Annotated in this window: 18 protein-coding genes; 3 read left to right on the top strand and 15 right to left on the bottom strand. The window is 71.7% G+C overall.

The annotated features are described in order from the left end of the window. Nucleotides 1–59: 59 nt before the first annotated feature. The 13 genes from O7610_RS00390 to O7610_RS00330 all read right to left on the bottom strand — a co-directional run bounded on the left by O7610_RS00390 (nt 60) and on the right by O7610_RS00330 (nt 14813). Nucleotides 60–692, bottom strand: a complete 633-nt coding sequence (locus O7610_RS00390) for a DUF4276 family protein (RefSeq protein ID WP_281553782.1) — start codon at nt 690–692, stop codon at nt 60–62. Next, the gene (locus O7610_RS00385) at nt 692–2083 is read right to left on the bottom strand and encodes an AAA family ATPase (protein WP_289212424.1); all 1392 of its coding nucleotides are present in this window, start codon (nt 2081–2083) and stop codon (nt 692–694) included. The genes O7610_RS00390 and O7610_RS00385 overlap by 1 nt, the downstream gene beginning before the upstream one ends. Nucleotides 2084–2091: 8 nt before the next feature. Further along, on the bottom strand, nt 2092–3570 hold the full coding sequence (gatA, locus tag O7610_RS00380; RefSeq protein ID WP_281553780.1) for an Asp-tRNA(Asn)/Glu-tRNA(Gln) amidotransferase subunit GatA: 1479 nt from the start codon (nt 3568–3570) through the stop codon (nt 2092–2094). A 3-nt stretch (nt 3571–3573) separates the two neighbouring features. Then, entirely contained in the window at nt 3574–3873 is a 300-nt protein-coding gene (gatC, locus tag O7610_RS00375) for an Asp-tRNA(Asn)/Glu-tRNA(Gln) amidotransferase subunit GatC (RefSeq protein WP_281553779.1), read from the bottom strand. 81 nt (nt 3874–3954) lie between these two features. After that, the gene (locus O7610_RS00370; RefSeq protein WP_281553778.1) at nt 3955–6096 is read right to left on the bottom strand and encodes a putative bifunctional diguanylate cyclase/phosphodiesterase; all 2142 of its coding nucleotides are present in this window, start codon (nt 6094–6096) and stop codon (nt 3955–3957) included. Between the two features lie 240 nt (nt 6097–6336). Continuing rightward, nucleotides 6337–8532, bottom strand: a complete 2196-nt coding sequence (ligA, locus tag O7610_RS00365) for an NAD-dependent DNA ligase LigA (RefSeq protein ID WP_289212423.1) — start codon at nt 8530–8532, stop codon at nt 6337–6339. A gap of 131 nt (nt 8533–8663) precedes the next feature. Continuing rightward, nucleotides 8664–8825, bottom strand: coding sequence for a hypothetical protein (locus O7610_RS00360; protein WP_281553776.1), 162 nt, complete (start codon nt 8823–8825; stop codon nt 8664–8666). Between the two features lie 90 nt (nt 8826–8915). Continuing rightward, nucleotides 8916–9968, bottom strand: coding sequence for a uroporphyrinogen decarboxylase/cobalamine-independent methonine synthase family protein (locus tag O7610_RS00355; protein ID WP_281553775.1), 1053 nt, complete (start codon nt 9966–9968; stop codon nt 8916–8918). A 41-nt stretch (nt 9969–10009) separates the two neighbouring features. Then, nucleotides 10010–11083 carry a tRNA 2-thiouridine(34) synthase MnmA gene (mnmA, locus tag O7610_RS00350; protein WP_281555487.1) on the bottom strand — a complete coding sequence of 358 codons (1074 nt, stop codon included), beginning with the start codon at nt 11081–11083 and terminating at the stop codon, nt 10010–10012. A 64-nt stretch (nt 11084–11147) separates the two neighbouring features. Continuing rightward, entirely contained in the window at nt 11148–12344 is a 1197-nt protein-coding gene (locus O7610_RS00345) for a cysteine desulfurase family protein (protein ID WP_281553774.1), read from the bottom strand. Between the two features lie 104 nt (nt 12345–12448). Then, complete coding sequence (locus O7610_RS00340) at nt 12449–13411, bottom strand: electron transfer flavoprotein subunit alpha/FixB family protein (RefSeq protein ID WP_281553773.1); 963 nt, start codon at nt 13409–13411, stop codon at nt 12449–12451. A gap of 14 nt (nt 13412–13425) precedes the next feature. After that, entirely contained in the window at nt 13426–14205 is a 780-nt protein-coding gene (locus O7610_RS00335; protein WP_281553772.1) for an electron transfer flavoprotein subunit beta/FixA family protein, read from the bottom strand. A 203-nt stretch (nt 14206–14408) separates the two neighbouring features. Continuing rightward, nucleotides 14409–14813 carry a hypothetical protein gene (locus O7610_RS00330; protein ID WP_278167647.1) on the bottom strand — a complete coding sequence of 135 codons (405 nt, stop codon included), beginning with the start codon at nt 14811–14813 and terminating at the stop codon, nt 14409–14411. Between the two features lie 33 nt (nt 14814–14846). On the opposite strand from O7610_RS00330, the gene O7610_RS00325 reads away from it, so the two are divergent. Genes O7610_RS00325 through O7610_RS00315 form a run of 3 tightly spaced genes read left to right on the top strand, consistent with a single transcriptional unit; the run spans nt 14847 to nt 16029 of the window. Beyond that, nucleotides 14847–15236: a YidH family protein gene (locus tag O7610_RS00325; protein WP_281553771.1), complete on the top strand. Its 390-nt coding sequence runs from the start codon at nt 14847–14849 to the stop codon at nt 15234–15236. Beyond that, nucleotides 15229–15567 carry a DUF202 domain-containing protein gene (locus O7610_RS00320; protein WP_281553770.1) on the top strand — a complete coding sequence of 113 codons (339 nt, stop codon included), beginning with the start codon at nt 15229–15231 and terminating at the stop codon, nt 15565–15567. Before O7610_RS00325 ends, O7610_RS00320 begins: the two co-directional genes overlap by 8 nt. Nucleotides 15568–15603: 36 nt before the next feature. Next, the gene (locus O7610_RS00315; RefSeq protein ID WP_281553769.1) at nt 15604–16029 is read left to right on the top strand and encodes a PLD nuclease N-terminal domain-containing protein; all 426 of its coding nucleotides are present in this window, start codon (nt 15604–15606) and stop codon (nt 16027–16029) included. 39 nt (nt 16030–16068) lie between these two features. Here the strand turns inward: O7610_RS00315 and O7610_RS00310 are convergent, their stop codons facing one another. Both O7610_RS00310 and O7610_RS00305 read right to left on the bottom strand, forming a co-directional pair. Beyond that, the gene (locus O7610_RS00310; protein WP_281553768.1) at nt 16069–16884 is read right to left on the bottom strand and encodes an ABC transporter permease; all 816 of its coding nucleotides are present in this window, start codon (nt 16882–16884) and stop codon (nt 16069–16071) included. Further along, on the bottom strand, nt 16881–17960 hold the full coding sequence (locus O7610_RS00305; RefSeq protein WP_289212422.1) for an ATP-binding cassette domain-containing protein: 1080 nt from the start codon (nt 17958–17960) through the stop codon (nt 16881–16883). The genes O7610_RS00310 and O7610_RS00305 overlap by 4 nt, the downstream gene beginning before the upstream one ends. Between the last annotated feature and the right edge of the window lie 13 nt (nt 17961–17973).

Genomic DNA, 17973 nt, shown 5'->3' with positions numbered 1-17973 from the left:
CAGCTCCAACTCTCGGCGCGGCACCGACCGCACCAGCCTAGTGTCCACCTGGGTTCCGCTCATCGACCCGGCCGGTAACCGAGTGCCACGAGAGCCTGCCGGGTGTCGTCCCACCACCGCCGGTACGCCGGTACCTGCTGCAGCCTTTCCAGATCCACCAGCTCGCCAAGCTGGCCGAGGTGGTCCCCGACTGACCGGCTGACCCGGCGCGTCACGTCGTTGAGCACTTTCTTCGGGTCGGCGATCTGCTCCACCTGACGAGGGCTCCCGGGGAGCCCCATCTCGACATCGGTCCACTGGACACCGAGGGCGTTGCGCAGTGCCTGCCCGTCGGCGAGCAGCCAGGCCTCGGTCTCCCGGACCGGGACGACCGCGACGAGTTGCTCCCGGCGGTCGGCCCAACGCTTCCGGAGCGGTTCCAGCCACTCCCGGTGTACCCGTTCAGCGTTCGCACCCTGGTCTCGGTGAAAGAAGACAATCGTGAAGGCGCCGTCGCTGCGGTCGGCCAAGCTGATCACATCACCGATACCTGCCGGGCCGGACCGGGCCCGCAACGGTTGTACGTCGGCTACGTACACCGTTTCATCGAACTCGGTCAGGCACAGTCCTTCCAGTGAGCGTGCCAGCAGCCGGGGCAGGAAGCGGTCATCGCTGAGGCCTTCGGAGATCAGTGCGGTCGAGAGGTAGCGCATCAGCGATCCAGCGTCTCCAGGACCTCGAATTCGGCAATCTCTGCCTTGGTGACCACACCGCTGGGATCTTCGAGATCCAACGCAAGCTGATCACCACCGATCAGGCGGCTACGGGTGATCCGGCTGCGCGGTTCGCCCCTGCGCACCCGGGTCACCACGTCCAGGTAGACCGCATGGAGCCGTCCCCCGTCCTCGCCGCGTTCCAACGCCCGCAAGATCGCAGGCGAGTGGCTGCTCAGGATCAACTGGGTCAATCGATTGCCGTCTGCTTCGTCGCGCGACTCCAACGACCGTTCGACCAGGGCCCGCAGGTACCGCACGAACTGGGCGAGCCGTTGCGGGAAGATGCCGTTCTCCGGCTCCTCGAAGCAGATCAGCCCGGCACCACGGGGGTCGTAGAGTGCTGCGAGCAACGCGATCGCGCGCAGCGTCCCGTCGGACGCGACCCGGGCCGAGAACGGTGCCTCGTCGCGGGTGACGACCTCGACCTGCCGCTGCCGGCGTGCCTCGTCCTCGGCGAGCCGGACCCGGACCACTCCCGGTATCACTTCGGATACGTCGGCGGAAAGGTCGTTCAACGCGCCCTCCGGCCGGTCCTCGGTGCCCGTCGCGGCGGCCAGGTAACGCAGCGTGTTGGCCAGGTGGGCACCGTTGGGCGCGAGGCTGTCCGGGTCGTCATAGGAATCCGGGGTACGCAGCGCGCTGGGATCGAGGTGCAGCAGTCGCCACGACTGAAGCTCCCGCTTGAGCGCGTACAGCAGCGGGAAGTCCGTGGCGGTGGTCAGGCTGGACAGCACGGTTGCGGTCGCCGCTGTCGCCGGCAGTTTCCGTTTGCGGCCCTGGTTGCCCTGCTGCCGGATGCTGAAAATCGCACGCCCCTGCTCATCGCGCTCGGTCTCCAGCAGTTCCCGACCGCCCCCGCGATAGCTGGTTACCTGCTTCCATCGCGGGATCAGTGCCCGCAACGCAGCGTCGTCGGACTTAGGGATCCGGTACGCCGCCTCCCGTACCACGTACGGCCGACGGGTCCCGCTGCTGCTGGTGAGTCGTAGCTCGACCGCAAGCTCGTAACGCAGCCGAGAGTGATTCACTTCGGCCGTATCACCGAATGCGTCGGTCACCGACGACCCCAGCAGCACCTCGACGGCGAAGGTCATCACCGGCATCTGGGTGCCGTCGGTGTGCCGATGGAACAGATCGGGTACTTCCCCGCGCATCTGCTGAGCGGCCTCCAGCAGCCCATCATCGGCGAGCCGGGACAGGAACTGGATCGCGTCGAACAGGTTCGACTTGCCGGCCGCGTTCCGCCCGATGATCACGAGAAACGGCGGCACGTCCAGCGTGAAGTCGCGGAACGACTTGAAGCCGTCGATCTCGATCCGGGTCAGCACGTCGCGGCTCAGAGCTCCGGCGGGGTGAGGGTGCCGACCGCCGACTCCAGGGCCGCCGCGACCCGGTACATCCGGTCGTCGGCCATCGTGGGCGCCATCATCTGCAACCCGACCGGCAGCCCGTCGGCCAGCCCGCACGGCACCGAGATGGCCGGGCCGCCGTACAGGTTGGTCGGGATGGTGAACAGGTCGGCCAGGTACATCTGGTACGGGTCGGCGGTGCGCGCCCCGAGTGGGAACGCCACGAACGGCGTGGTCGGCGAGATCAGCACGTCGACCTGCTCGAACGCGGCGGTGAAGTCGCGGGTGATCAAGGTACGGACCTTCTGCGCCTGCCCGTAGTAGGCGTCGTAGTAGCCGCTGGACAGCGCGTAGGTGCCGAGCATGATCCGCCGCTTGACCTCCGGCCCGAAGCCCTGGTCGCGGGTCAGCGACATGACCTCTTCCAGCGACCGGTTGCCGTCGTCGCCGCTGCGCAGCCCGTACCGGACGCCGTCGTAGCGGGCCAGGTTGGACGAGCATTCGCTCGGCGCGATCAGGTAGTACGCCGGTAGCGCGTAGTCGAAGTGCGGGCAGGAGACCTCGACGACCTCGGCCCCGAGCTTGGTCAGCGCGTCGACCGCGTCGCGGAACGCGGCCAGGACGCCCGGCTCGACGCCCTCGCCGGTGGCGAACTGGGTGACCAGGCCGAGGCGCACCCCGGTCAGGTCACCGGAGGCACCGGCACGGGCCGCCTCGACGACCGGCGGCACGGCGGCCGGGATCGAGGTGGAGTCATGCGGGTCGTGGCCGGCGATCGCCTCGTGCAGCAGCGCCGCGTCGAGCACCGTCCGGGCGCACGGGCCAGGGGTGTCCAGCGAGGAGGAGAAGGCGATCAGCCCGTACCGGGAGGTGCCGCCGTAGGTCGGCTTGGCGCCGACGGTGCCGGTGACCGCGCCCGGTTGGCGGATCGAGCCGCCGGTGTCGGTGCCGATCGCCAGTGGAGCTTCGTACCCGGCGACCGCGGCCGCGCTGCCACCGCCGGATCCGCCCGGGATCCGGGTCAGGTCCCACGGGTTGTACGTCGGCCCGTACGCCGAGTACTCGGTCGACGAGCCCATCGCGAACTCGTCCATGTTGGTCTTGCCGAGGATCGGCATGCCGGCGGCGCGCAGCCGGGCGACGATCGTCGCGTCGTACGGTGGCCGCCAGCCGTCGAGGATCTTCGACCCGGCGGTGGTCGGTACGCCCTTGGTGGTGACGACGTCCTTGACCGCGATCGGTACGCCGGCCAGCGGGCCGAGCGGCTGCCCGGCGGCGCGGGCGGTGTCGACGGCCTGCGCGGCGGCGAGCGCCCCGTCGGCGTCGACGTGCAGGTAGGCGTGCACCCGCTCGTCGACGCCGGCGATCCGGTCCAGGTGGGCGCGGGTCACTTCGACGGCGCTGGTGTCGCCGGCGGCGATCAGCCCGGCCAGCTGCGCGGCGGTCATCCCGGTGAGTTCGGACATGGTTCAGACCTCCTCGTCCAGGATGCGCGGCACCCGGAACCGGCCGTCCTCGGCGTCCGGGGCGGCGGCGAGCGCGGCGTCGCGGTCCAGGCCGGGGATGACGACGTCGTCGCGCAGCACGTTGGTCAGCGGCACCGAGTGCGAGGTGGGCGGGATGTCGTCGGCGGCGACCTCGCCGATCCGGGCCACGGACTGCAGGATGACGTCGAGCTGGCCGGCGAACGTCGCCAGTTCGTCCTCGGTCACGGCCAGCCGCGACAGTCGCGCCAGGTGCGCGACCTCTTCGCGGGAGATGGCGGCCATCTGCGCCCCCTTCGTACGGTGATCGAACGGTTGGCCCGGGATCCTCGCTCAGCGTGGCTCAGCGGGCCGGACCCGACGAGTCTATTTCTCCGGCGGGTCAGCCGAGTCATCGGGCACGCCGGCCGGGACGGCGCGCGGGCCGGGGACCAGTGGACGGTACCGGGCCAGCCAGCTGACCAGCTCGTCGGCGGGCATCGGCCGGGCGTAGAACCAGCCCTGGGCGACGTGGCAGCCGAGCGCGGACAACCGTCGCCAGGACGCGTCGTCCTCGACGCCTTCGGCGACGACCCGCAGCCCGAGCGCCCGGGCCAGCTCGATCACCGAGCGGACGATGGCCGCGTCGTCGGTGTCGGCGGCCATGCCGAGGACGAACGAGCGGTCGATCTTGACTTCGGACAGCGGCAGCCGGCGCAGGTGCTGCATGGACGAGTAGCCGGTGCCGAAGTCGTCCAAGGCGATCGCCACCCCGATCGCGTCCAGCCGGGAGATGGTAGCCAGCACCCGCCGGGGGTCGGCCATCAGCGCCCCCTCGGTGATCTCCAACTGGAGTTGCTCCGGTGACAGGTTGAAGCGGGTGAGCCGGTCGGAGATCTGCTCGGCGATCTCGCCGGTGTGCAGGTCCCGGACGCTGACGTTGACCGCTGCCCGCAGGGTGATCCCGGCGGCGGCCCACTTGGCGATCTGCTCGACGACGTCGTCGACGACCCGGCGGGTGAGCAGGCGCATCACGGCGCTCTGCTCGGCGACCTTGATCAACTCTTCCGGGTCGACCATGCCCCGGCGCGGATGCCGCCAGCGCAGCAGCGCCTCCACCCCGACCACCTCGCCGGTCGCGATCTCCACCTGCGGCTGGTAGTACATGGTGATCTCGCCGACGTCGTCGACCTCCCGACCGGAGTCGGCCGCGTGCGCGCCGTTGACGTCGAGTACGCGACGCAGGTCGGCGAGGAGGCTGAGCCGTTCCGGCGTGTTGTGGTCCGACTCGGCCGCGTAGACGGCGGTGCCGTCACCGGTGTCCTTGGCGTCGTACATCGCGACGTCGGCGTGCTGCAGCAGGGTGGCGAAATCCCCACCGTGCTCGGGGTAGAGGGCGATGCCCACCGAGCCGCCGACGTCCAGCGGCAGCCCGTCCAGGGCGACCGGCTCGGCGAGCGCGGTCACCACCTGATCGGCGATCTCCCGCGCCTCGTCCGCGCCGGTGAGCCGGGTGGCCAGGATGGCGAACTCGTCGCCGCCGAGCCGGACCACCAGGTCCTGCGGCCGGACCACCATGGCCAGCCGCAGCCCCACCTCGACCAGCAGCCGGTCGCCGACCAGATGCCCGAGTGCGTCGTTGACCCGTTTGAACCGGTCCAGGTCAAGCAGCAGCAGCGCCATCCGGGAGTCCGGCGCTCCGCGCCGCAGCGCGTCGGCGTGTGCCGGCACCTGGTCAGCGATCTCGACGATCAGCGCCTTGCGGTTGGCCAGCCCGGTCAACGGGTCCAGCCGGGCCGACCGTTCCTGCTCGCTGGCCAGCGCGGCCATCCGGTAGACCGCGTACAGCGGCACCAGCACGAGGGGGATCAGCGCCGGGTCGACCTGTGCGGCGACCACCAGCACCGGCCCGAGCAGCAGCAGCGATCCGGTGGAGGACAGCTCGAAGCCGATGCCACGGCGGGCTGACCGCCACCACCGGCCGCCGAAGCGCAGCCGGATCGCCAGGGTGACCGTGCCGTAGTTGACCGCCGACCAGGCCGCCGCCGCGCCGACCGCCACTGCGACGTCGCTCCAGGCCAGCTCCGCGGTGCCGGCGAAGGCGCCCGGCCCGGCCAGCCCGGCCACCGCCGCTGCGGCGGCGAGCGCCAGCGCGTACTGCGAACTGTTGAACAGGGCCCGCCACGGCACGTGCCGGGCCCGCCAGGCGAAGACCGCCACCGCGACGGCCTGCACCGCGACCGCCGGGCCGAGGCCCCAGGCGAGCAGGATGGCGAAGGTGAAACAGACCGACGGAAAGACTTCGGACCGGCGCCGCCGGCCCGGTGGGGTGAACGGTCGGGCGTCGCCGACCACCGCGAGCAGGGCCATCAGCCAGAATGCCGCCGGCAGGTCGAGAATCTGGGCGGGCAGGTCCAGCAACGGTACGGCACAGACGGCGAGCGCGGCGGCGGTCACGCCGCCGACAAAGCCGAAGAACCCAGGGGCGCGTTCCGAAGGAACGGAGTTCCGCAATGCCGCGGCCTCCATCTGCCCTCCCGTCGCGCTCCCGTGGCCCGCTTCGCCGGCTCGGCATGAGCCGGGCGTCCCGCCGACGTCCTACACCTTAAGGACGGACGGCCCGCAGGTCAGGAGCGAAGCGCGGTCGTGACTGATTTGAGACGCGGTCGGCGAATGCCCCACGCGGGATTCCTGACCGCGTCGGGAAATGGCGTCCGCCAATTGTCGGGGCTCCGGCGAGGGTCCGGGTCGACCGACGCCGGGTCGCCGCTAGCTGGCGGCGGCGGGCTCGGCCGTATCGGCAGGCTGGACAGGATCGGCGGTACCGGCGGACTCGGCCGGCTGGTCCGGTTCGTTGACGGCGACCGCCCGGGCCGCGTCCTGCCCCTCCTCGAGAAGCGCGCCGAAGCCTGCCTCGTCGAGCACCGGGACACGCAGTGCGATGGCCTTGTCGTACTTCGATCCCGGGCTGTCGCCGACCACCACGAAGCCGGTCTTCTTCGACACCGACCCGCTGACTTTGCCGCCGCGGGACTGCACCGCCTCGGCCGCCTCGTCACGGGAGTAGCCGGTGAGTGAACCGGTGATCACGACGGTGACGCCAGCCAACGGGCGCGGCGCCTGGTCGTCACCGGCTTCCTCGACCATCCGTACGCCCGCCGCGCGCCAGCGCCGAACCACCTCCTGAGCGTGCCCGGCGGCGAGCCAGTCGGCGGCGGCCGCGGCGATCACCGGGCCGACCCCGTCGACGTCGACCAGCTGCTCCTGACTCGCGGCGGCGATCGCGTCGATCGAGCGGAACTCGCGGGCCAGCGCCTGGGCGGCGACCGGGCCGACGTGCCGGATGGAGAACGCGACGATGATCCGCCACAGCGGCCGTTGCCTGGCCTCGGCGAGGTTGGCCAACAGTTTCTTCGCGTTCTCGGTCAGCTCACCGCTCTGGTTGCAGAAGAACTTGACTCCGGACAACCGGTCGGCGTCAAGATCGAAAAGGTCGCCGATGCTCTGCACGGCACCGGAATCGACCAGGGCGATCGCGGACCGCTCACCCAGCGCCTCGATGTCGAGAACGCTGCGGCCGGCAATGTACTCCAGCTTGCGGGTCAACTGCGCCGGGCAGTCGAGATTCGGACACCGGATATCGGCGTCCCCTTCTTTTTCGTAGCGCAGCTCGGTGCCGCACTCCGGGCACTCGGTCGGCATCACGAACTCGCGCTCGGTGCCGGTCCGCAGATCGACGACCGGGCTGACCACTTCGGGAATGACGTCGCCCGCTTTCCGCAGGACCACCATGTCGCCGATCAGCACCCCTTTGCGGGCCACCTCTCCGGCGTTGTGCAGGGTGGCGAAGCCGACCGTCGAACCGGCCACCTTGACCGGGTCGAGCACCGCGTACGGGGTGACCCGCCCGGTCCGCCCGACGTTGACCTTGATGTCGAGCAGCCGGGTGTTGACCTCCTCCGGCGGGTACTTGTAGGCGATCGCCCAGCGCGGGGCGCGGCTGGTGGAGCCGAGACGGCGCTGGACCGACACCTCGTCGATCTTGACCACCACGCCGTCGATCTCGTGCTCCACCTCGTGGCGGTGCGAGGCGAAGTGGGCGATGAACTCACGCACCCCGTCGCGGTCGCCGACCACCTGCCAGCGTTGGCTGATCGGCAGCCCCCAGTCGGCCAGCTGCCGGTACGCGTCGGACTGGCGTACCGGCTCGAAGCCCTTGCGCGCCCCCAGACCGTGCACCACCATGCGCAGCCCGCGCCCGGCGGTGATCCGGGGGTCCTTCTGCCGCAGGGAGCCGGCGGCGGCGTTGCGCGGGTTGGCGAACGGCGCCTTCTCCTGGGCGACCAGGCTGGCGTTGAGCTCGTCGAACGCCGCCACCGGGAAGTAGATCTCGCCACGGACCTCCAGCAGCTCGGGCGCCTCGCCGGCCAGCCGCTCCGGGATCTGCCGGATGGTTCGCACGTTGGGGGTGATGTCCTCGCCGACCCGGCCGTCGCCCCGGGTGGCCGCCCGGGTCAGCACGCCCCGCTCGTAGGTGAGGTTGACCGCGAGGCCGTCGACCTTCAGCTCGCACAGGTAGTTGACCGGGCCACCGGCGTCGCGCTCGACCCGGTCGACCCAGGCGGTGAGCTCGTCGTCGTCGAAGGCGTTGTCCAGGCTCATCATCCGCTCGGCGTGGTTCACCGGGGCGAACTGGGTGGCGTAGGCGTAGCCCACCCGCTGGCTGGGCGAATCCGGTGTGCGCAGCGACGGGTGTCGCTCCTCCAGCTGGTTCAGCTCCCGGATCAGCAGGTCGTACTGCCCGTCGGAGATCTCCGGCGCGTCGAGGACGTGATAGCGGAACTGGTGGCGATCGATCTCCTCGGCGAGCGTGGCGTGCCGCTCCCGGGCGGCCGCGTCGGGCTCCTCACCGGCCTGCGCCTGCCCGGCGGCGCTGACCTGCTGCGGAACGACTTCCTCGGACACCGGCTGACCTCCGTGTTCGGATCTACCTGCGCACCGTATCGGTCGGCACCGACATTCGCGGATACCGGCCGACGGACCGACCGCAGTCACCCGCCTGGCGGACCGACCCGGTCACTCGCGTGGCGGCCCGGTCACTCGCCTTGGACGAGGTTGAACACGGCCACCCCGGCGCACCACAGGAAGCACAGCACGGAGACCACCACCAGCACGGCGACGATCAACCCGCGGTACACCCGCCACCAGCCGCGCCGACCGGCGGCCGGGTCACCGTCGCTGTCACCGTGGTAGCTCATCGCCGCCAACGGTAACCGTAGGCACACCCCGGGCGGCACTGTTCCACCGGCCGGACCCCACCGCACTCCACCGCCGGCCGCCGGCCGGGTTCAGCCCTCGGCCAGCCGCCGGCCAGCGTCGCGGCAGGCGGCCAGCGCGGCCCGGGCGTACGGCACGGCCGCCCCGGCCAGCCCGCACGCCGGGGTCACCACCACCTGGGCGGCGGCCCGCTCCGCCGGGAACCCCAGCTTCGACCAGAGGGTACGGACCTGTCCCGCCGCCCGCGCCGAGGCCGGTGCCGCCGCGCCGGTCGCTTCCCCGGTCGCCGGCACCACCCCGGCGAACAGCCCCATCCCGGCGTCGATCGCCTCACCGACCGGGTCCAGGTCGGTGAGCAGCTCCAGGTCGGCGGCGATCGCGACGGCTCCGGCGGCCCGCAGCAGACCCACCGGTACACCGGGGGCGCAGCAGTGCACCACTACCGGCACGCCGACTCCGGAGATCACCTCGGCGAGCAGGTCCCGGACGGTGCCGGCGACGACCGCCCGGTAGGTGTGCAGACCGCTGTCGGTGCGCAGCGTCCCGGCCAGCACGGCGGGCAGCGAGGGCTCGTCGAGTTGGAGCAGCAGCCGCGCGCCCGGCACCCGGCGTGACACCTCCGCGACGTGCTCCCGCAGGCCTTCGGTGAGCGACGCGGCGAGGTCACGTACGGCGCCGTGGTCGCGGACCAGCCGCCCACCGAGGCCGACGTCGAGAGCGGCGGCCAGCGTCCACACCCCGGCGGCCTGCAGCTTGACCGGCCCGGTGTAGCCGTCGGCCTGCTCGGTCAGCTGGTCGAGGTCCCGTTCCCGCAGGTCGAGTGCGCGGCGCAGGTCCCGGCCGGGTCGGGCGGCGACCCGCCACCGACCGGCGTACAGCTCGACCGGCAGGTCCACCAGGAAGGTGGCGCCGCGTCCGATCATCTCTGCCCCCGGCCCCCGGGCCGGCAGTTCGGGCAGGTGCGGCAGGCCCGGCAGTTCACCGAGGACGATCCGTTGCGCCTCGGCGACGTCGGTGCCGGGCAGCGAACCGATCCCGCTGGCGGCACCTGGCGGCCAGGGCCACGGTGAGTCCGTCGCAGGGACGGCCGGCTCCGGGCTGGACGGACTACGCGGGTCGGTCACGTCAGGTCACTCGCGTCGGTCACGTCCGCCGACTCTACCGGTCAGCCGGCGATGGTCGCCGAGCCGAGCACCACGTCGCCGGCCGGATCGGGCCGGTAGGCGACCATCGCCTGGCCGGCGGCGACCCCCCGGACCGGCCGGTGCAGCTGGGCGTGCATGCCGGCATCGGTCAGCTCGACCACCGCCGGGGTGGTCGACCCGTGCGCGCGCACCTGGAGCATCGCCTCGACCGGACCGGTTGGCCGGTCCCCGCCGATCCACACCGGGCGGACACCGGTCACCGCGTCGACGTCCAGCGCCTCGGCCGGGCCTACGGTCACCGTGTTGCTCGTCGGTGTGATCGACAGCACGTAGCGGGGTCGACCGTCCGGCGCGGGCACCCCGATGCCCAGGCCACGCCGCTGGCCGACGGTGAACGCGTACGCCCCGTCGTGGCGGCCGACAACCGCGCCGGTCGTCGCGTCGATCACGTCGCCCGGGACGTTGCCGAGCCGGTCGGCGAGGAATCCACGGGTGTCGCCGTCGGCGATGAAGCAGATGTCGTGTGAGTCGGGCTTGTCGGCCACCGCGAGCCCGTACCGCGCCGCCTCGGCCCGGACCTGCGCCTTGGTCGAGTCGCCGAGCGGGAACATCGCCCGGTCCAGCTGGGCCCGGTTGAGCACGGCGAGCACGTACGACTGGTCCTTGGCCAGGTCGACGCTGCGCCGCAGCAGACCGTCGGGGCCGAGCCGGGCGTGGTGGCCGGTGACCACCGCGTCGAACCCCAACGCCACCGCGCGGTCCAGCACCGCCGCGAACTTGATCTTCTCGTTGCAGCGCAGGCACGGATTGGGGGTACGCCCGGCGGCGTACTCGGCGACGAAGTCGTCCACCACGTCGCTGTGGAACTGCTCGGCCATGTCCCAGACGTAGAACGGGATGCCGATCACGTCGGCGGCCCGCCGGGCGTCCCGGGCGTCCTCGACGGTGCAGCAGCCACGGGCCCCGGTGCGGTACGTCTGCGGGTTGCGCGACAGCGCCAGGTGCACACCGGTCACGTCGTGCCCGGCGGCCACCGCCCGAGCCGCCGCCACCGCCGAGTCGACCCCGCCGGACATCGCCGCCAGCACTCGCACCGTACCCATCTCCTGCCTGATCGTCGCCTCGGTTCGAGGGTAATCGTCCCGCAGCGGCCCCGGGTCAGCCGGCGGCGGGCGGCGTCGCCTTCGTGCCGCGGACCGCGCCGGCCCGGCGGGCCCGCTCGACCGCACCGGGCAGGGCCGCCACCAGCGCGTCGACCTCGGCCCGGGTGGAGTCGTGGCCCAGGCTGAACCGCAGGGACGAGCGGGCTCGCTCGTCGTCGTCGGCCATCGCCAGCAGCACGTGCGACGGCTGCGCGACCCCGGCCGAACAGGCCGAGCCGGTCGAACAGGCGATGCCCTGGGCGTCGAGCAGCAGCAACAGTGCGTCGCCTTCGCAGCCGGGGAACGAGAAGTGCGCGTTGCCCGGGAGCCGGTCGGCCGGGTCACCGTTGTAGATCACGTCCGGTACCACCTGGCGTACCCGTCGGACCAGGTCGTCGCGGAGCGCACCGACCCGCGCCGCGTGCTCGGCCTGGCGTTTCACCGCCACCTCCACGGCGACCGCGAACGCGGCGATCCCGGCGGTGTCGACCGTGCCGGAGCGGACGTCGCGCTCCTGGCCACCACCGTGCAGCAGCGGGGTGCAAGTGACGTCCCGGCCGAGCAGCAGGGCGCCCACGCCGGCGGGGCCGCCGAGCTTGTGACCGCTGACGGTCAGCGCGGCGGCGCCACTGGCGGCGAAGTCGACCGGAACCTGACCGACCGCCTGGACCGCGTCGGTGTGCAGCGGTACGCCGGCCCGCGCGGCCATTGCCGCGACGGCGGCGACCGGTTGCACTGTGCCGACCTCGTTGTTCGCCCACATGACGGTGACCAGGGCCAGCTCGTCGGCGGCGGCGTCCAGCTCGGCCTGCACGGTGGCGTCGTCGACCCGACCGGTAGCGTCCACCGGCAGCCAGGTCACCTGGGCCTGCCCGTGCTCGGCGAGCCACTGCACGGCGTCGAGCACGGCGTGGTGCTCGACGGTGCTGGCCAGGATCCGCCGCCGGGCAGGATCCGCCGCCGAACGTGCCCAGAAGATTCCCTTGACCGCGAGGTTGTCGCTCTCCGTGCCGCCGGCGGTAAAGATCACCTCGGACGGCCGGGCGCCGAGGGCGGCGGCGACCCGCTCCCGGGCCTCCTCGACCGTACGCCGGGCCGCCCGTCCGGCGGCGTGCAGTGACGACGCGTTACCGACCCGGCGGGCGGTGGCGACGTAGGTCTCCACCGCCTCGTCGAGCATCGGCGTGGTCGCGGCGTGGTCGAGATAAGCCATCACCAGCAAGCCTATCCGCCGGGTCGGGTCCGGCGGATAGGCGGCCGGACCCGATCAGTCAGGTCGGTACGGCGGTGGCCGCGACGCCCTGCGGGACGGTCACCTCACTTGCGCTTGCGGATCTCCTCGGCCGCCTGCGGGACCACCTTGTTCAGGTCACCAACCACACCGAAGTCGGCGAGCTCGAAGATCGGCGCCTCACCGTCCTTGTTGACCGCCACGATGGTCTTCGCGGTCTGCATCCCGGCCCGGTGCTGGATCGCCCCGGAGATGCCCAGCGCCACGTACAGCTGTGGGGAGACGGTCTTGCCGGTCTGCCCCACCTGGAACTGATGCGGATAGAACCCGGAGTCGACCGCGGCCCGGGAGGCGCCCACCGCGCCGCCGAGCAGGTCGGCGAGCTCCTCGACCAGTTTGAAGTTGTCGCCGCTGCCGACACCGCGCCCGCCCGAGACGACCACGGACGCCTCGGTGAGCTCCGGCCGGGAGCCGGACTGCTCGGCGACCCGCTCGACCACCTTGGCCAGCTTGTCGGAGTCGGCGACCTGCACCTGCACCTGCTCCACCTGCGGGGTGGCCGGGGCCGGCTCGGGCGCCACCGAGTTGGGCCGCAGCGTCACCAACGGCAGGCCCCGGGTGACCCGGGAAGTGACGATGGTGGCGCCGGCGAACGCGATCTGGGTCGCCGTGCCGTCGGCGGCCAGGTCGACCACGTCGGTCAGCAGGCCGTTGTCCAGCCGTACGGCGAGCCGACCGGCGATCTCCTTGCCCTCCTGCGAGGAGGCGAGCAGCACCGCGCCGGGCTGCACCCGGCCGATCAGCTCGGCCAGCACGGTCACCTTCGGAGCGACCAGGTAGCCGTCGATCTCCTCGCTCTCGGCGGCGTACACCTTGCTGGCGCCGTACTCACCGAGCTTGTCGGTCATCGCGGCGGCCGCACCCGGCCCGCCGAGCACCACCGCGGACACCTCGCCGCCCAGCTTACGGGCCAGGGTCAGCAGTTCCAGGGTGACCTTCTTGACGCCGAACTCACCGGTGGCCTCGACGACAACGAGAACCTCAGCCATGTCAACCTCCCCGCTCACACGAACTTCTCGGACGCCAGGAACTCGACCAGCCGTACGCCGGCCTCGCCGTCGTCGACGACCTTCTGCCCCGCCGACCGTGGTGGGCGCTTGTGGTGCTCGACGACCTCACTGGTCGCCCCGTCGAAGCCGACCTCGCTGGCGGCCACCCCCAGATCGGCCAGGGACAGGCTCTGCACCGGCTTCTTCTTCGCCGCCATGATCCCCTTGAACGAGGGGTAGCGCGGCTCGTTGATGGTGTCCCACACCGAGACCACCGCCGGGGTGGCGGCGCTGACCACCTCGTAGCCCTCTTCGCTCTGCCGTTCGACGGTGAGCGTGCCGCCGTCGACGGTCAGCTTGCGGGCGCCAGTCAGGGCGGCGATGCCGAGCCGTTCGGCGAGCATGTGCGGCATCACCTGCACCCGCCCGTCGGTGGACTCGGCACCGCAGAGGATCAGATCCGCCCCGAGGGTGCCGAGCGCCGCGGCGAGGACCTTGGAGGTGGCGACCGCGCAGGAGCCGTGCAGGGCGTCGTCGACGACGTGCACCGCCTTGTCCGGCCCCATCGACAGCGCCTTGCGGATCGACTCGGCCGCGCGGTCCGGGCCCATGGTGAGGATGGTCACCTCACCGCCGTTGGCCTCCCGCAGCCGCAGCGCCTCCTCGATCGCGTACTCGTCCATCTCATTGATCACGTTGTTGGCCGACCCGCGGTCGACGGTGTTGTCGTCACCGCGCAGGGCGCGTTCCGCGCCGGAATCGGGCACCTGCTTGACGAGTACGACGATGTTCATCGCGCTTCGACACCCCTCCTGTAGGTGGTGCTGCTCTACCACTCTCGGCGCAGCCTGCCGCTTTCCTTAACGATCGGTCAACCGAGCACCGCTGTGGAATGCCCCACCCGCCATGTTACCCGCAAGTAGCCAAGGGCCAAACGGCCCCACCGACGGGCCGGCCGGACCGTACGACCGCCCTGGTCAGCAGGGGGACGGACCGGTCAGGAGGGAGTGGCCAACGCCTGCCTGATCTTGGAGATCATCGCCGTCTCCGCCGGGTCGACCCCGGACGCGGCCCGCGCTACCCGGTCGACCGCCTCGGTCACCGCCGACCGGTAGTGCTCCAGGTCGTGCGGGGCCTTCGCGGTGAGCACCGCCACCGACTGCCGCAGCGCCGGCAGCACCAACTGCTCCACCGCCTCCGGCGTGTCCCGTGCCAACTTGGGCAACTCGCCGCTGGTCAGCACGTCGTTCACCAGACCCGACGTCCCGGCGAACACGTCCGAGGCAGCGAAGCTCTCCCGGACCATCGACACCAGCCCCGGGTCCGCAGCCGACACCAGGTAGACGGCACCGAAAGCACCGGTCTTCAGTGTGCTGCGCTCGTCATCGGTCAGCTCGGCCACAGACGGTGAGTCTAGTCGGCGATAATGATCCACGTGTGGAGTGCGCTGCGCCGGTGGTTCGATCCCCAGCAGCTGCGCCGGGTCGGCACCGCGCCCGACTACCGGTTCTCGCTGGCGAACGAGCGGACCTTCCTGGCCTGGATCCGGACCGCCCTGGCGTTGGTCGCCGGCGGGCTGGCCATCGCGCAGTTCCTGCCTGAGCTGTCCGTGGCCCACCTTCGGGAAGGGCTGGCGGTGACCCTGCTGCTGCTCGGCGGGACCGTCGCGCTGCGGGCGGTCGACCACTGGTCCCGTACCGAGCGGGCCATGCGGTTGGGCACCGACCTACCGGCGTCCCGGTTTCCGGCGTTCCTCGCGATGTGTGTCGGTGTCGGTGCCACCGCGTTGACCATCGTCGTGCTGGTCGAGGCGGCCAGTGGCTGATCCCACCGACCCGCCGGCCCGCGAGCACGGACCGCCGGCCCGGGACCCCGGTCTGCAGCCCGAACGGACCCGGCTGGCCTGGCGGCGGTCGGCTCTGGCGCTCACCCTGGTGGTGGCGCTCACCATGCGGCTGGCCGTCGAGCGGGGCGGAGCCGCCACGCTGCTCGGTCTGTTCGCGGTGATCGGTTGGGCCGGGCTGATCGGCCACGCCTACCGGCACGCCAGCGGCCCACGACGTCCGGCAGCCGGACAGATCAGCACGGAGGTGCCCCTGCTGGGGCTGGTCACCGCCGGTTACGCGGCGCTCGGCGCCATCCTGATCCTCAGCTGACTAGGCTGAGCCCGCCAGGCGGGGCATCATTGCGGGATGGCCCGCGTGTTCATCCTGCTCTTCATGCTCCACGTCGTGCTCATGGCGGTGGCGCTGATCAGCTGCCTCTCAGCGGAGAAAGGTGACGTCCGCGCCCTGCCGCGCCTGCTCTGGGTGCCGGTCATCATCGTCATCCCACTCCTCGGGCCGGCCGCCTGGTTCCTCAGCCGCCGGCCCGGCTTCGGCAGCCCGTCACCGCTCGGCGGCGTCCCCAGACCGACCGGTACCCCGCCACCGCGCAACCGTCCGACGGCCCCCGACGACGATCCCGAGTTCCTGCGCGCGCTCGACGCCGAAAGGTCGAAGCAGGATCGCGAGCTCTTCGAACGGTGGGAGGAGGACCTGCGCCGCCGGGAGGACGACCTGCGCCGCCGGGACGCCGCAGACCCCCGGGAGGACCGCCGGCCCGAGTCAGGCGCCTGACCCGGGCAACCCGAGCGGCCCGCCCGGAGGGTGGTCAGGTCAGACCCGGCGCTTGAACCGGGCGAGCGCCAGCGGCGCGAACACCGCCGCGATGCCGGCTGCCCAGAGCAGCGAGAAGCCGACCGGGCCGGCGGCGGGCGCGCCACTGAGCAGGCCACGCAGGCCGTCGGCGAGGATCGTCACCGGGTTGACCTCGACCCAGGCCTGAAGCCAGCCCGGCATAGTCTCGGTCGGCACGAATGCGTTACTGGTGAAGGTCAGCGGAAAGATCACCATGAAGCCGAAGATCTGCACCTTCTCCGGCTCGCTGACCATCACCCCGACCAGCACCGAGATCCACGACGCGGCCAGGGTGAAGGCCAGGATCAGCGCGAACGCGCCGAGCAGGCCGACCGGACCACCTTCGACCCGGTAGCCGAGGATCATCCCGACACCCAGCAGCAGCAGCACCGACCAGGCCTGCTTGACGGTGTCGGCCAGGATCCGCCCGGCCAGCGGCGCCCACCGGGCGATCGGCAACGACCGCAACCGGTCGAACACCCCCTTGGTGAGGTCGGTGTTCAGCCCGAACCCCGTGGTCATCGTCGCGAAAAGGGCGTTCTGCACGATGATTCCCGGCAACGCGAAGGTCAGATAGTCCCCCGGCGTGCCGGCGATCGCGCCGCCGAACACGTAAGTGAACAGCAGCAGGAACATCAGCGGCTGGACGCTGAGATCGAGCAGCTCCAATGGATTGTGCTTGATCTGCACCAGGCTCCGCCAGGCCAGGGTGCGGGTGTGCCGCAGCCCGGCCACCGGGCTGACCCACTGGTGCCGCCCGGACAGCTCGGACGTGGTGGCGGTGGTGGCGGTCAACGGATTCCCTCCATGGTGTCGGCGGTCGGCTGTGCTCCCGTACCGGCCGGCCCGGTCGCCGGTGTCGGGCGCTCGCCGGAGCCGGTCTCCGAGCCGCCGGGGCCGGTCGCAGAACCGGTGCCGGTCGGCGATCCGCCGGAGCCCGGATCGGCCCGGTGGCCGGTGAGCGACAGGAAGACCTCGTCCAGGCTTGAGCTGCGCAACGCCAGCTCACCCACCTTCACCCCGGACTCGTCGAGTCGGCGGACCACCGCCGGCAGCAGGTCCGCATCGGCGGTGCTCACCGTCACCGTGGTCTGAGCCAACGACGGCTCGTTGCCGGACAGCTCCCGCAGCGCGGTCAGCACCGTCGGCAACTGTTTCGGATCGGTCGGGCGCACCGCGAGGACCTGGGCACCGGTCTTGGCCTTCAGCTCCTCCGGCGTACCGCCGGCGATCACCCGACCGTGGTCGACCACGGCCAACTCGTCGGCCAGCTGGTCGGCCTCCTCCAGGTACTGGGTGGTGAGCAGCACCGTCACGCCACCGGCGACCAGCCCACGGACCAGCTCCCACAGCTCGTTGCGGCTGCGCGGGTCCAGCCCGGTGGTCGGTTCGTCGAGGAACAGCACCTGTGGCCGTCCCACCAGGCTGGCCGCCAGGTCGAGCCGGCGGCGCATACCGCCCGAATAGGTCTTGGCCGCGCGATCGGCGGCGTCGGTGAGTTGGAACTCGGCCAGCAGTTGCCGGGCACGGGAGCGCGCGTCCCGCCGGGACGACCCCAGCAACCGACCGATCATGATCAGGTTTTCCACGCCGGTCAGCGTCTCGTCGACCGAGGCGTACTGCCCGGTCAGTCCGATCGACTGACGGACCTGGTGAGCCCGGCCGACCACATCGAAGCCCAGTACCCGGGCGTGCCCGGCGTCCGGCCGCAGCAGGGTCGCGAGCACCCGGACCGCAGTCGTCTTGCCGGCACCGTTCGGACCGAGCAGGCCGAACACGGTGCCGGTACGGACCGCGAGATCCACCCCGGCCAACGCGGTCGTCGCGCCGAACCGCTTGACCAGGCCCTCGGCCCAGATCGCGTGCGACATCCTCACTCCTGTC

Source organism: Solwaraspora sp. WMMA2065 (genome assembly GCF_030345075.1).
Taxonomy (GTDB): domain Bacteria; phylum Actinomycetota; class Actinomycetes; order Mycobacteriales; family Micromonosporaceae; genus Micromonospora_E.
This window is presented reverse-complemented; position numbering and strand designations above follow the sequence as displayed.

Coding starts and splice junctions, on each gene's coding strand:
- O7610_RS00390 (WP_281553782.1), bottom strand. CDS start 692: ATGCGCTACCTCTCGACCGCACTGATCTCCGAAGGCCTCAGCGATGAC.
- gatA (WP_281553780.1), bottom strand. CDS start 3,570: ATGTCCGAACTCACCGGGATGACCGCCGCGCAGCTGGCCGGGCTGATC.
- gatC (WP_281553779.1), bottom strand. CDS start 3,873: ATGGCCGCCATCTCCCGCGAAGAGGTCGCGCACCTGGCGCGACTGTCG.
- O7610_RS00370 (WP_281553778.1), bottom strand. CDS start 6,096: ATGGAGGCCGCGGCATTGCGGAACTCCGTTCCTTCGGAACGCGCCCCT.
- O7610_RS00360 (WP_281553776.1), bottom strand. CDS start 8,825: ATGAGCTACCACGGTGACAGCGACGGTGACCCGGCCGCCGGTCGGCGC.
- O7610_RS00345 (WP_281553774.1), bottom strand. CDS start 12,344: ATGGCTTATCTCGACCACGCCGCGACCACGCCGATGCTCGACGAGGCG.
- O7610_RS00340 (WP_281553773.1), bottom strand. CDS start 13,411: ATGGCTGAGGTTCTCGTTGTCGTCGAGGCCACCGGTGAGTTCGGCGTC.
- O7610_RS00335 (WP_281553772.1), bottom strand. CDS start 14,205: ATGAACATCGTCGTACTCGTCAAGCAGGTGCCCGATTCCGGCGCGGAA.
- O7610_RS00315 (WP_281553769.1), top strand. CDS start 15,604: ATGGCCCGCGTGTTCATCCTGCTCTTCATGCTCCACGTCGTGCTCATG.
- O7610_RS00305 (WP_289212422.1), bottom strand. CDS start 17,960: ATGTCGCACGCGATCTGGGCCGAGGGCCTGGTCAAGCGGTTCGGCGCG.